Source organism: Rhizobium sp. AG207R, assembly GCF_027109195.1.
Taxonomy (GTDB): Bacteria; Pseudomonadota; Alphaproteobacteria; order Rhizobiales; family Rhizobiaceae; genus Rhizobium; species Rhizobium dioscoreae.
The window spans coordinates 231,240-244,140 of the sequence record NZ_JAEPVT010000008.1; the positions used below are offsets into that span (position 1 = coordinate 231,240).

11 protein-coding genes are annotated in these 12,901 nt (G+C 60.1%); 8 read left to right on the plus strand and 3 right to left on the minus strand.

What is annotated here, in order from left to right; all coding sequences use genetic code 11:
• Nucleotides 1-6: 6 nt before the first annotated feature.
• Nucleotides 7-1,410 carry a hypothetical protein gene (locus JJQ51_RS20735; RefSeq protein ID WP_269245238.1) on the plus strand — a complete coding sequence of 468 codons (1,404 nt, stop codon included), beginning with the start codon at nt 7-9 and terminating at the stop codon, nt 1,408-1,410.
• Nucleotides 1,411-1,485: 75 nt separating this feature from the next.
• Nucleotides 1,486-1,998, plus strand: coding sequence for a GNAT family N-acetyltransferase (locus JJQ51_RS20740; RefSeq protein ID WP_173002565.1), 513 nt, complete (start codon nt 1,486-1,488; stop codon nt 1,996-1,998).
• Between the two features lie 334 nt (nt 1,999-2,332).
• Here the strand turns inward: JJQ51_RS20740 and JJQ51_RS20745 are convergent, their stop codons facing one another.
• From JJQ51_RS20745 to JJQ51_RS20755, 3 genes are all read right to left on the minus strand, one after another.
• Nucleotides 2,333-3,280, minus strand: a complete 948-nt coding sequence (locus JJQ51_RS20745; protein WP_269245239.1) for a hypothetical protein — start codon at nt 3,278-3,280, stop codon at nt 2,333-2,335.
• Nucleotides 3,270-4,739 (minus strand): Eco57I restriction-modification methylase domain-containing protein, encoded by a 1,470-nt coding sequence (locus JJQ51_RS20750; RefSeq protein ID WP_113354748.1) that lies wholly within the window; start codon nt 4,737-4,739, stop codon nt 3,270-3,272. The genes JJQ51_RS20745 and JJQ51_RS20750 overlap by 11 nt, the downstream gene beginning before the upstream one ends.
• A 367-nt stretch (nt 4,740-5,106) precedes the next feature.
• Complete coding sequence (locus JJQ51_RS20755; RefSeq protein WP_083258085.1) at nt 5,107-5,337, minus strand: helix-turn-helix domain-containing protein; 231 nt, start codon at nt 5,335-5,337, stop codon at nt 5,107-5,109.
• A 133-nt stretch (nt 5,338-5,470) separates the two neighbouring features.
• On the opposite strand from JJQ51_RS20755, the gene JJQ51_RS20760 reads away from it, so the two are divergent.
• From JJQ51_RS20760 to JJQ51_RS20785, 6 genes are all read left to right on the plus strand, one after another.
• Nucleotides 5,471-6,046, plus strand: a complete 576-nt coding sequence (locus tag JJQ51_RS20760; protein WP_113354750.1) for a hypothetical protein — start codon at nt 5,471-5,473, stop codon at nt 6,044-6,046.
• A 266-nt stretch (nt 6,047-6,312) separates the two neighbouring features.
• Entirely contained in the window at nt 6,313-7,902 is a 1,590-nt protein-coding gene (locus JJQ51_RS20765) for an ABC transporter substrate-binding protein (protein ID WP_113354820.1), read from the plus strand.
• A 5-nt stretch (nt 7,903-7,907) separates the two neighbouring features.
• Nucleotides 7,908-8,885 (plus strand): ABC transporter permease, encoded by a 978-nt coding sequence (locus JJQ51_RS20770; RefSeq protein ID WP_113354751.1) that lies wholly within the window; start codon nt 7,908-7,910, stop codon nt 8,883-8,885.
• 11 nt (nt 8,886-8,896) lie between these two features.
• The gene (locus JJQ51_RS20775; protein ID WP_113354752.1) at nt 8,897-9,772 is read left to right on the plus strand and encodes an ABC transporter permease; all 876 of its coding nucleotides are present in this window, start codon (nt 8,897-8,899) and stop codon (nt 9,770-9,772) included.
• Nucleotides 9,769-11,442 (plus strand): dipeptide ABC transporter ATP-binding protein, encoded by a 1,674-nt coding sequence (locus tag JJQ51_RS20780; protein WP_269245240.1) that lies wholly within the window; start codon nt 9,769-9,771, stop codon nt 11,440-11,442. Before JJQ51_RS20775 ends, JJQ51_RS20780 begins: the two co-directional genes overlap by 4 nt.
• Before the next feature lie 90 nt (nt 11,443-11,532).
• Nucleotides 11,533-12,816 (plus strand): CapA family protein, encoded by a 1,284-nt coding sequence (locus tag JJQ51_RS20785; protein WP_269245241.1) that lies wholly within the window; start codon nt 11,533-11,535, stop codon nt 12,814-12,816.
• Nucleotides 12,817-12,901: the final 85 nt, after the last annotated feature.

Below are 12,901 nucleotides of genomic sequence, written 5' to 3' on the forward strand. Positions count from 1 at the left end.
ACACGCATGGATGCGAGCGGCGACGGCCATTTGACCCCGGCGGACCTGAAGAGGACCTTGTCACATGTGATGCCAGGCCTTGACCAGTTCTGGAGCCGCGAGCTTAACGATTACGCAAGAGCTGTTTATGAGGTCGAGCGCCACCGCGCCGGTTGCGCTATTCGCGACGATGCCATGATCCGGCTGAAAGCGTGTGTCGAACGGGCGGCACTGAGGTCAGGTGCCGATCGCGCGCGGGCGCGAGAGGCTGCGGATCAATTGGCCGCGGCTCCTGTCATGCAAACCGGACCACATTGCCATCTGCTGATAGAGCCCGATAGCTTTTACACACATCTGTTCAGCCTGCTTGGTCTTAGCGCCCATCGGCTTCGATGGCATATCTGGTATGGCGCCTCCACCGTCAAATTCATCGAGAAGGCGAAGAAGGGGCCCGGGTGGCTCAATCTTGAGAACGAAACGATCAATCTGTTCGGCCTGCCGCGAAGCCGAATGGACGCCTACAGCCTATGTGGATCGAATGGCGCCTACAATTTCCTGTTGTCGGGAATCGAAAGGAGCGAAGCGGCCAATCCGTCTGCGGCGAGGTTGAAAACGATCCTGCCGAGCGAAGGCTTCGCATCGGCCGCCGAGGCGATCAAAGCCGGGAATCAGGCACTATGGACGCGGTTTTTTCCGGAGCCGATTCAGTTGCTTCAGATTGACGACATCGATGTCGCGGATCTCGTGGCAGATCACCTTGAAGATACGGGCTCATGGCTTTCGAAGTGCATCGGTGGAGATGGCGCATGGGCTTCCGCCATCCTGGAGGCGATCGATGAACTTGACACCGGGCCATGGACAGGATGGATTCGCAGAACGACAGACCTGTTCTGGGGATTGGCAGACGGCAAGATCTATCCCTTGCAGTTGAAAAATGGCGATCTGTCGGACATTAAGGGATCCCACTCCGACGTGCCATTCCAGCCCAGCTGTATCGCGGAAGCGCTTCGGGAACGCAGAATCGTGCCCAGCCTGTTTGTCGCGTTTCTGGTGATCTCAATCCTGCCAGGAACACGCGTTCTCGGTGGATGTCGTCAGGTCGTCTACTATCCCCTCATGCGCCATGTTCTTGCGACAGCGCTCGGGAAGACAGGTGAAACTGATCTGTTGAACTCCCTCCGCGCCGACGCCTGTCCAGGAGTATGGGGACATCGCGTGCTGAAACCACATAACGGTTCTTCCTTTGCGGCCTTGGAGAACGAGACCGTGATGGGTCTGCTGGAGATCTATGGTAAACAGTCGCTTACCGACGCATGCGGTGATCTCGCGAGTTTTACCGGCGATTCGATTTGGGCGGAACTGACAGAGCGCGCGAGAAACAGGGGGCTTCATGCTCCGCCGCCGGAGTGGCAGTGGGCACGGTGGTCGTAACAAACCGCCTCGGAGAAACTGAAACATACGGCCCCCTCACCCGTTATAACTGGCCCTACTCTACTGGAGATGGATATGTCGTCGAACGCACGGAGGCTAATGATCAGGCGCCTAACAATCGACGACGTCGAAGTCTTCCGCCGCATTCGCCTGGAGGCACTTTCCTGCGAACCGTCCGCATTTGCGAGCGTCCACGAAGATTGGGTAGATCTTTCGGACGAGGAGTGGCGCAACCGGTTGAACGAGCCGGCTTTCGTCGCTTTCATCAATGAGGAGCCGGTTGGGATGATGGGCCTCTCACGTCATCGTCCGAGGAAATTGGCGCATCGCGCAACCCTCGTGAGTGTTTATGTGCGAAAGAGTGCGCGCGGATCCGGCGCCGCGGCCGATCTTCTGACCACGGTTTCAGATTATGCAAGAAGTCTTGGAATTCTGCAGTTGGAACTCGCGGTCAACGCCGAGAATACGGTCGCGGCGCGATTCTATCGGCGCCATGGCTTTGTCGAGGTTGGTCGAATTCCCGGCGGAGTGCTCGACGACGGCAGGGCAATCGACGACATCATCATGGTGTGGCGACTGGGCGGATGAGGCCACCCTCGACCAGCTGGCTGGCAGGCCCGCGGCAAATCTTCTCACGTAAGATGGACTTCGAAGCTCACGTGATGGAGCAAATGCTGGTCCAGCCTTAAAGAAACGGGGCAAAGGTCAGGGGCCAATATTTTTCGCGCCGAGCCATTTTTCATCAAATACCTCGCGCGAAATCGGAACGTCGTCGTGGGATGCTAGGCAACCGACCAGTTGAATGCCGCTATTGAAGATCAGAGATCTCCTGCCACCATCAGGTCTCATCGCGGCGATTACGCGCGTCGAGCTTCCCCGTTGAGAGAAGCAGCCTTTTATATACTTGCCAGTAGTGCGAATTTTAATCAGAACTTTCGACTGGCGCGATCTCTCCACCCACTCGCGGCATATAGTCCAGATCCGGCATCTTAAAGGCCGGTGATGCCGGATCCCATTCCAGTCGTCTCGTAGTGCGCGAGAGATCGGGAGCGCTGACCACAAAACGCTCATCATAGCGAGCATACAGAGTGTCGAAGAAGCCGCTCAATCGAAGCGGGCTATCGAGACCAGGAAAACTATCGAGCAGGCTGTTTCGTCCAGTCCCGTGCATTTCGACCAGACCGAAGCCTATCGCCTCGTAACGGCTTACATCGTCGCGAATGCCGCGCCGGCCGACGAGTTCGCGCAGCGCATTATGAAAGCGGACGATACCGGCAACCGGTTCGCCACCTTCCGTCATAGCGATGTCGTTTGCGGCAAGCGTCTTGGCACCTTCGCTTGCCTGCTCCACATCTGCGGCGACTTCGGCGGCATCGTCAAGTGCAGTTTCAATCATTCGGTTTGCACGTAGCAGGACGAGGTAGCCTAGAACCAGTGCCGGATACGTGATGTGCAGATTGGTGCACTCACCGATCGTCTCTTCCATGCGGTTCGTCAGGTTTCGGAATGCACCAGTCACCCCCTTGCATGAAACAGCCAGAACCGGGCCAATACCCTCGCGCGTCACCACGACGTCGACGTTCTTAGTCTTCAAGCCGCCAAGGACGGTCCGCTCGCCACCTCCTGCCGAAGCCGGTTCGTATTCGAGAAGAGGGGGCTTTCCGGAACGGCGCTTTATACGAAATGGTGGGCGGGGTACGATATCGTCTGGATCAAAACCGCCTTCAATGACCAATCGACAGGCTACATACCAATGCAGCGGCTTGATGTGGCTGGCGCTCTGGGTCTTGCCAGTGAATTCGGCAAAAGCCGCCAAGGCATCAGACTGATTGGTCCATTGGCAGGTCTTCGCCTCCAGATTACTCGACATAATGCCTCCAACGATGGAGCGTGTTGATCGCATCTTCCAATGCGTCGGCTTCAGCGGCTCTGGCCTCCGCTGGAAAGAGAATGCGCGAAGCTTCCCGGGGCTCCAGCTTCAACATTCCGCCGCCGAGCGCGTGCCCTTCAAGCTCGCAACTCAGCCGCACGAATGGGGTTGTCCATTGCGGCAGCAACTTGGCTGCAAGCGCACGATCACGGACACGCACCGAATGAACGCTGTTGGTGCAGGTCACACCGGCGAGGTTTTGCACGAGGTTCGCGGATCGACCCGACATGTAACTCAGGACGAAGTCCGGTATCTGCACATCCGGCACGGCATACCACGGCGCGCGATTGCGGCACTTGTAGCCGAGGCGGGCTTCACGGCCGGCACTGCTGTTCAGATAGCGCTGCACGCTCGACGGCAGTTCCTGTTCGCGCGTCAGTCGAAGGAGAAGAACCTTATCATCACTTTTGGTCCAACCTTCGACAGTTGCCTCGGTAATCTGGCTGCTCGGCATCGCCCGGCCGTTGCGCAGGCTGGGATGAAGAAATGCAGCCGGAATTCCCAGTCGCTTGGCCTCCGATGGCCGCAGATGGAAAAAGTCATTGTCTCCGCTCACATACCCGATACCAATGGAGGCTATATCGCCGAACCGTTTGCTTGTCGGATCCTGGATGGCCGTCGCATAGATGTCGCGAACATTCTTCGACAAGAGGTACGGTCTCAGGCGACGCGACCAGGTCGTGCGCCATTCATCGACGTCGACGAAGATATCAGGCTTCGGCCTGTGTTTGTCGGGCTTGAATGTCTCGCACACCGTCAGGCCAATGCGGGACGTTGAACCGCCGTGGCCTTCGGCATAAAGCAGCCAGCAATCTTCCGAAAGCGATGGAAATAGCTTTCGCCGGATGGCGATGATGTGAACCTCAGCAAAGGAGCCGACAAGGTATTCCAGGAGAGGGGCGGCATATGGCGCATGCCCGATTTCTGCCGGCACCACGAAAGCCATCCGTCCCTCCGGCTTCAGCAGCGAGGCGGTTGCCACCAGGAACGGCGCCCAGGACGATGTCAGGCCGGAGAAGTGCGCGCCATATTGCGAACACAGATCCAACGCGCGGCGTCGGACGTCCCCTTTGAAACTTTGATAGCGAATAAATGGAGGATTGCCCGCTGCGCATTCGAAGCGCTCGCGCGTTTCGGCAGCCCAAGCGAAAAAATCGCCTTTATGAACCAGCGCCCAGGGTGCGGCCGCAATGGCAGCTTGAGCGGAAAGCGGGTTTTGCTCGATGCCGACGGATTTATGGTGGGCGGAAATGAATTGGCCGTCGCCGCATGACGGGTCTATCAGCCGGTCGGACGGCCGACGAAGCACCCAACTCACGAGAGCCTGCGCGACATCGCTTGGCGTGAAATAAGCACCAGATTGTTTCTGGCTGAAAATAGCCGACTCACCCTCTATCATCGCCCTACCTTGTCCTAGCGCATCCGCTGTTTCAACTGACCACGTCGCCAGCGATGGGTAGAACATACAAAGAACATTTAAGAGATGCAAACGCTGCTGATGGCGAGCCCGCGTGCTCAACCGATCTTCCCTCCAGACAGGTCATTGCTTCAGGCAGAGATATGTGGAGAGGGGGCCCAAGGTTGGGGAAACCGGTATAATCCTTCTGCAGGTTGGCAAGCACATCTGCCGGTGTGTGGTACCCGGTGTTGTATGGTTCGGAGGCAGCCGCGCCGCTTGCTCGTGTGCCGAGCGCCAAAAGTGAGCCGCGGCAATCGTAAGGGCGACGGGCTGCAGCGGTGTGTTCGGCCGATTGTGTTTTAGCGGTCTACACCCCCGGCTTCCTGAAACGAACGCCAACTCCGCCGCCGTTTTCTGCGATAAACTCTATACCTGCATTTTCCAGCACGCTCTTGATACGTTCCAATGTACTCGGCCGTAGCTTCTCACCTCGCTCGAGGCGAGTGATAGTTTGTGTCGAGACGTTTGCTGCCTTTGCAAGATCGAGAACTCCCCAATCGAGCGCAACGCGTGCTAATTTGCACTGAATTCCCTTCATATCACCATGCCATGGTGATTTTGGTTGCACATTCAAAAGTTGCCCTGTATAGAGTGTTTAACTAAGCAGCTGCATCCGGTGCTGGAACACCGAATGCAGCCTAACCACAACCAAGCTGTCAGGAGCTCGGATCATGGCTGATTCCGACAATAGCAGAACTTTGTCTATGGTCACGCAGGGAGACCTCCATTCCTTCGTGTCGGCGTCTTTTCCCACACATCCTGGGCTTGCAGCCCGACTTATGGGGCCGTTGGACATCCAAAAAGACGATCTCGCCTTTGCCATTTGGGAGCAATGGTGTGCGGCTCGGCACCGGTTAATCGAATCATGCGTGCGGCAGCAGGGTCTCGAAAAGAGGCTGTTCGAGATGGTTGGCACGCCGTCCGACGCGCCTGAGGCGTGGAAGGCGGCCGACCGAGAGATCGGATATAGCGCGGCGGTTCGGGAAGAGGAACGCGCGGCCGCCATTGAAGACGGGTTGGCAGAAAGGCTGTGGGATACGCCCGCGGAATCAATCGTCGGCGCGAGCCTCAAGCTCGATGCCATGCTCGCCAGATGGGAACCATCCGCTTCAAGCGATGAGTATCCCTGGCCACAGCTCCGTTCTGTCATCGCCGACTTGCTGAAGATCGACGCCGAAATGTCGTCCCGCGGTAGCGTTCGTCGCCAGGTCCCGGCCGCGATGCAGGGAGCGACTCTCGGTGTCTAGCACCGCGCGTCTGCCGCAGGTCGGGTTCGCCGTTTCGGTTCCTCTCTAGGAATCTATCGGTTTTCGTTCCCCTCCGCTGACGCGGAGACGCCTCTGCCTCGTGTAATCGGAGGATGCCGCTTCGGGGTTGCTCATCGGGACGGCCGGCCGGGCCAGACGGTGCGAGCCGGATCCCTGAGGAAATCATCTCAATAGACATGCGTGGTGGGATCGCTTCCACCGCGACGGCCTCGGCCGCGCCAAAATTAAGAAAAGGGAACTTCATGATGAAACTCGGAAATCCATTGCGTCGGCTCATCCTGTCCGCGGCGCTGATCCTGCTTACGGCCTGGAGCGTGCAGGCTGGCCCTGCACAGGCGCAGGAGCTGCGGATCGCCACCTCGTACAAGCTGATGACGCTCGATCCGCATTACGCGAACCTCAACGAGAACACATCACTGCTGTCCCATATCTATGAGCGGCTGGCCTATCAGGATGAGCATCTTGACCTCAGGCCCGAGCTCGCGGTTTCCTGGCGCGCCGTTTCCGACACGCAGTGGGAGTTCAAGCTCCGCGACAATGTCCGCTTTCATGATGGCTCGCCCTTCACGGCGGACGATGTCGTCTATACGATCGAGCGAATCCGCGATGTCCTGAAGCCACCGAGCGGGGGCTTTCGGTCCTATCTGACCGGAATAAAGTCAGTTTCGGCAAGAGATCCCCTTACCGTAGTCATCGACACGGACGGCAATCTCCCGAGCCTGCCTTTGTCCCTCTCCTCGATCTTCGTGATGCATCGGCCGGCGCAGGGGTTCCAGACCACCGAGGAACTCAATACCGGCCGTCCAGTCGGCACGGGACCCTACAAGTTCGAGAGCTGGAGTTCCGGCGAGACGCTGAAGCTTTCCAGGAATGATGGCTACTGGGGTGGAAAGCCCGCCTGGTCCGCGGTGACGTTTCGGGTCATTGAAAGCCCCGCCGCACGCGTGGCGGCGCTGGCCACCGGCGATGTCGACGTGGCGGACGCCATTCCCGCGCGCGATGTCGTCTCCCTGAAAAATCGCGGCGTCCGGATCGCCAGCATTGGCGCCGCGCGCGTTAATTTCCTGCAGTTCGACGTGGGCAGAGATACGCTCCCGGGCGTCACCGGAAAGTCCGGCGAACCCATTCCCAACCCCTTCAAGGACCCATCCGTCCGCCGGGCGCTCGCCATGGCGACCGATCGCCGTATCCTGGTCGAGAAGATCCTCTCGGGCTACGGCACGGCCGCTGCGCAAGTCTTTCCGGCGGGCCTGCCGGGCACATCCGCGACCCTGAAGCCCGAGGCGCCGAATTATGACGACGCGAAAGCGCTTCTAGCGAAGGCAGGCTTTCCGAACGGCTTCAACGTCGTTCTGGCCGGACCCGCCGGCCGCTATCCCGGCGACGCCGAGAGCCTTCAGGCCATCGCCCAGAGCTGGGCTCGCATCGGCGTCAGCGTCCGGCCGGTCGCCTCTCCGTTCTCGGTGTTCAATACCCAGAGGGCGGCGGGCGATTATGCCCTGTGGTATGGCGGCAGCTCGGGCGAGACCGTGGATGTCATCCTCGATGCGCTGCTTGCCTCCCCAAATCCCGGCCGTGGAACCGGAGCCCTGAACTTTGGACATTATCGTAACGAGACCTTCGACGCGATGCTCGCCAAGGCGGAAAGCATGCAGGATGGGCCGGAGCGGAACAAGGCACTTGCCGCCGCGACGGAGTTCGTCATGGCCGACCAGCCGATCATTCCGCTCTACCACTTCCATCACATCGTCGGTTACGGGCCGCGTATCGCCTCCTATGTGATGCATCCCCGTGGCTGGACGACCGCGATGCAGGCGCTCGCGGCGACGGAGTAAGCATCATGGCCTTGGTTTCAGTCGCATTCGGAAGGCTTTCTCAAGCCCTCCTTCTCCTCCTCGCCATGTCGCTGATCGGTTTCATCGGGCTTCACAGCGTCGGCAACCCGGTGTTCAGCATCGTCAATATGGAAACCGCCACGCCCGAGGATATCCGGCGCGCGACCATCGCGCTCGGGCTGGATCAACCGATCTGGCGTCAGTATCTCCTGTTCCTGGACAATGTCGTGCATGGAAACTTCGGCACGTCCTACATCTATCACCTGCCGGCCTTCGCGCTGGTCATAGCCAAGCTTCCCGCGACGCTCGAACTCGCCTGCGTGGCGATGCTCATCGCGGCTCCGGTCGGCGTAGGAGTGGGGCTCCTCGCCGGCCGGAGGAAGGGTACGTCACTCGATAAGGCCATCTTGAGATCAAGCGTGTTCGCGCTCAGCGTTCCATCATTCTGGCTGAGCATGATGCTGATCCTAGTCGGCGCCATCCTGACGGGCTGGTTCCCGTCCGGCGGCCGGGGTTCGACCGTGGTCGTCCTCGGCGAGGACTGGAGCGTGTTCACCGCGAACGGCCTGTGGCATCTCGCCCTGCCCGCCCTGGCGCTCGCCATCCCGAATATCGCGCTGATCGCCAGGCTGTCGCGAGCAGGCACGATCGAAGTCGAAAACCTGGACTTCACCCGGTTCTGTCGCGCCAAGGGCCTTTCCCCGCGACGGATACTGTTTCGCCACACGCTTCCCAACATCAGCGTGCCGATCGTGACCATCATCGGCCTGCAGTTCGGCGGCATGCTCGCCTTCGCGGTGGTGGTGGAATCCATCTTCGCGTGGCCGGGCGTCGGCAAGCTGCTGATTGATTCCATCCAGCTCCTCGACCGGCCGGTCGTGATGGCCACCCTGACCTTCATCGCCGTCGCCTTCGTCGTTCTGAACGCCCTTGTCGACCTGTTCCAGGCCGTGCTCGACCCGCGCGTGCGCTTGTCTTCATAAGGTGATCCATCGTGAGAACTGAAATCCTAAACACGCTGAAGAGGCGTCCGCGCCTTCAAGTCCTGACCGCCGCCAACATCGTGCTCGCTGTCTATATCCTCGTCGCGGTCGCCGCGCCGGCGATCGCGCCGCAAAACCCTTATGATCCGCTGCAGATCTACGGCTGGGAGGCATCCTCTCCGCCGGGCACACCGGGCAGTGGCGGCTATCTTTACTTGCTCGGCACGGACGGGCTCGGCAGGGATATCGTCAGCTGCATCCTCTACGGATTGCGCATCAGCCTCGTCGTATCGGTCACCAGCGCCGCTATCGCCGCGTTGATCGGGCTCACCGCTGGCGTTAGTGCTGCCTTTTTCGGCAAGTGGGTTGACATCGCGATCATGCGGCTGGTCGACCTGCAGCTTAGCCTTCCGACGATCCTCATCGCCCTGATCGCCATCGTCACGCTCGGACCCGGAATGGACCGGATCATCCTGGCCCTGATCATCGCCCAATGGGCGATCTATGCGCGGCTCGCGCGCGGCATCGCCTTGAGCGAGACGGGCAAGCCTTACATGGATGCCGCGCGCTTGCTGCGGATGCCGACCTCGCGGATCATCTTTCGCCACCTGCTGCCGAACAGCATCGCGCCTGCCGTGACCCTGATACCGATCGAGATCGGTCACGCCGTGGCGCTCGAGGCGACCTTGTCCTTTCTGGGCCTTGGGGTGCCGCTCGACAAGCCATCCCTTGGTTCCACCGTCGCGAATGGCTTTCAGTATCTCCTGACCGGCCAATACTGGATCAGCCTTTTCCCCGGCCTCGCCCTATTCGGGCTGATCGCCAGCATCAATCTGGTCGGCGAGGATATTCGCCGCCGTCTTGACCCGAGGAGCCGCGCGGCATGAGCGAAGAAAATATGAAGACTCCCCTGCTTCGGGTGTGCAATTTTGGCCTTCGTTACCGCTCGGCGTCCGGGCCGGTCACAATCCTGACCGATGTGAGCTTCGAACTCGATCGTGGCGAGATCCTCGGTGTCATCGGCGAGTCGGGAGCGGGAAAATCCACACTGGGTAATGCCGTGCTCGGCCTGCTCGCACCGGAATTCCAGCAATCGACCGGAACGATCGAATTCGATGGCAAGTCCATCGACGCCATGACAATGAGTGAGCGAGATGCCATTCGTGGGCGGCGGATATCGGCTATTTTTCAGGATCATACATCCTCGCTCGATCCGCTAATGAGCGTCGGGATCCAGATCCAGGAGACGATCCTGGCGATCGACCCCTCTCTTTTTCGGCGCCAGGCCCGCGCGCGTGCGATCGATCTGCTGGGCCGAGTTGGAATTCCCGACCCGGAGCGGCGATATGGCGATTACCCGCATCAGTTTTCGGGTGGCCAAAGACAGCGGATTGTCATCGCCATCGCGCTTGCCGGCTCTCCGGACATCATCATCGCCGACGAGCCGACATCGGCGCTGGATGCCACCGTCCAGAAGCAGATTCTCGGATTGCTTCGAACCCTCGTCGATGAAACCGGCGTCTCGGTCGTCCTCGTCACGCATGACATGGGCGTGGTTTCCGAGATCACCGACCGGGTCCTTGTCATGAGAAAGGGCCAAGTGGTCGAGCAGGATCGTACCACGGCTATCCTGGACGTGCCGCGAAATGACTATACGCGGAACCTGCTCGCGGCCGTCCCGCGGCTGCGGATCGCCGTGACGGCTGTGAAGACTGATAATGACACGGGTGGGATTGTTTCCGTCGAGAACGATAACGAGCGAGACATGTTTCTCGTGGTTGAAGGTCTTTCCAAAACCTTCCCGCCGCCGGGCCTGGCGTGGCGCCTTGGCCTGAACGGCCCGAAGTTCGCGCTGCGTGACGTCAATGTCCAACTGCGGCGCGGCACGATCACCGGCATCGTCGGCGAGAGCGGGAGCGGCAAGACGACTCTTGGCCGTATCGTCGCTGGCCTCGACACGGCACAAACAGGCAGGATCATCATCGACGGAAGGGATTATGACCCTTCGAGGAATGGCCGGCGAGGCGGTCTTCTCGGCCGCGTGCAGATGATCTTTCAGGACCCGGCCATGTCGCTCAATCCCAGGATGACGATCGAGGAGACGCTGCGCGAAAGCATCCGATTTGGCGGAGTTTCGCGTCACGATGGCGAGCCCGACGATCTCGTGAGGATGATGGATCGCCTCGGCCTCGCCCGAAGCCTGCTCGGCCGATATCCGCACCAGCTTTCGGGCGGCCAGAAGCAACGCGCCTGCATAGCGCGAGCCCTGCTGGCTGAGCCGCAAATCATCGTGGCGGACGAACCGACATCGGCTCTCGACGTCTCCGTGCAGGCGGAGATCGTGACGCTGCTGAAGGACACCATCACCGAGCGGGACATCACCATGATCTTTATCTCCCATGATCTGGCCGTCGTGCAGCAGCTCTGCGATTCCCTTTACATCTTCAGGAATGGCCAAGTGGAGGATGCCGGTCCTTGCGATGCCGTCTTCTCGCGTTCCCGCAATCCCTACACGCAAACGCTCATCAGCGCGCGGCCTCACCGCTTCATGGCCTGAGCCTCGATTGTTGCAACGGCTGAGCGCCGGTGCGCGCTTCAATATTGGTTTTTGGAAATTGGCGGCATTCGCCGCGATAAAAGGTGACATATGAACAACAGCTTCACGTTGGCCGTCACAGGCCAATCGCTCATAAAGCACGACATCCACGATATAAGCGCTGCAGCCTTCGGGCAGGTTCGCTCGCTACTTCATCAGGCCGATCTCTCGTTCACCAATTTCGAGGGGACGATCCTTGGTAATCACGGCGGTTGGCCGCTAAAGGGTTCGTTCTTCGGATGCAGCAAACCAGCCGTCCTGGACGCTCTCCGATCCATGGGGTTCGGCGCGCTTTCGCTCTCGAACAATCATGCCTTCGATCTTGGCCCGCCGGGCGTGTTGTCGACGCTGGAAGAGGTGGAGAAGCGTGGCTTCCTCCATGCCGGTCTTGGTCGCAACCTTCAGGAGGCCTCGCGTGCGGGTGTCGGGACAATCAAGGGCCGGCGTGTCGCGATCATCGCGATGGATGGCGGTCCGGGTCCGGATTTCATGTATGCGGCGGATGCGGACAACGGCCGTCCCGAGCGCCCCGGCGTGAACCGGCTCGGACTGTCACAGGTGATCGAGGTGGACGAAGAGTCGTTCCGACGGATCGGCGTCATCCGGGACAGGGTCGGCTACACGCCGATCGACCTTGCCAATGACAGCCAGCCGGACGATCCACGGCGTCTCTCTCCAGATCGCGAGATCGGTATCGGTCGCGCCGTGTTCACGCGATCCAACGGGTTCGGCCGCGGCGTGACGATCGATGAGCGCGACATGGCGAGAAATCTCGCGGCGATCGGCTCCGCCGCGGCCGACGGCTCCTTGGCGGTCGCCTATCTGCACCATCATCACTGGGCCTCGGACTGGTACCAGGTTCCCGAATGGGTCGGCGGCGTCGCCCGGCAGTGCATCGACGCGGGAGCCGCCATGTTCGTCAGCCACGGCGCGCCGGTTCTCCAGCCCCTGGAGATCTATCGGGCCAAGCCGATCTTCTACAGTCTCGGCAATTTCATCTTCCATGTTCGTTCGGAAAAATCGACTTGGACGGCACCCGAGGTCTGGGAGAGCGTGATCGGCTCGTGCTCTTTCGACGGTGACAACAATCTTACCGCCATAACGCTTCATCCCGTCATCATCGGCGGCGACGAGGGACTGAAGGACCGACTGCTGGAGCGCCGGCTGGTGCCACATCTGGCAACCGGGAAAAGCGCCGAGAGAATCTTGCGGCGGTTTTCCCAACAATCGGCCAGCCTTGGCGTCGATATCGTGATCGAGGGCGATATTGGCGTCGTGCGGCTCGAGCCGAGGACATCAGGGTCGGAGGTCATGCGCGATCGCTTCGCTATCTGACGCCATGCCCAAATGCAGCGATCGGCCGTGCCACGAATGAGAATGCCGAGGATTTCGACGGCACCCCCTTGGGCCAGCCTGGATG

Bases quoted from the DNA above. Each gene is read 5' to 3' on its own strand.
- JJQ51_RS20735 (WP_269245238.1), top strand. From the start codon at position 7: ATGGATGCGAGCGGCGACGGCCATTTGACCCCGGCGGACCTGAAGAGG.
- JJQ51_RS20740 (WP_173002565.1), top strand. From the start codon at position 1,486: ATGTCGTCGAACGCACGGAGGCTAATGATCAGGCGCCTAACAATCGAC.
- JJQ51_RS20745 (WP_269245239.1), bottom strand. From the start codon at position 3,280: ATGTCGAGTAATCTGGAGGCGAAGACCTGCCAATGGACCAATCAGTCT.
- JJQ51_RS20750 (WP_113354748.1), bottom strand. From the start codon at position 4,739: ATGATAGAGGGTGAGTCGGCTATTTTCAGCCAGAAACAATCTGGTGCT.
- JJQ51_RS20755 (WP_083258085.1), bottom strand. From the start codon at position 5,337: ATGAAGGGAATTCAGTGCAAATTAGCACGCGTTGCGCTCGATTGGGGA.
- JJQ51_RS20760 (WP_113354750.1), top strand. From the start codon at position 5,471: ATGGCTGATTCCGACAATAGCAGAACTTTGTCTATGGTCACGCAGGGA.
- JJQ51_RS20765 (WP_113354820.1), top strand. From the start codon at position 6,313: ATGAAACTCGGAAATCCATTGCGTCGGCTCATCCTGTCCGCGGCGCTG.
- JJQ51_RS20770 (WP_113354751.1), top strand. From the start codon at position 7,908: ATGGCCTTGGTTTCAGTCGCATTCGGAAGGCTTTCTCAAGCCCTCCTT.
- JJQ51_RS20780 (WP_269245240.1), top strand. From the start codon at position 9,769: ATGAGCGAAGAAAATATGAAGACTCCCCTGCTTCGGGTGTGCAATTTT.
- JJQ51_RS20785 (WP_269245241.1), top strand. From the start codon at position 11,533: ATGAACAACAGCTTCACGTTGGCCGTCACAGGCCAATCGCTCATAAAG.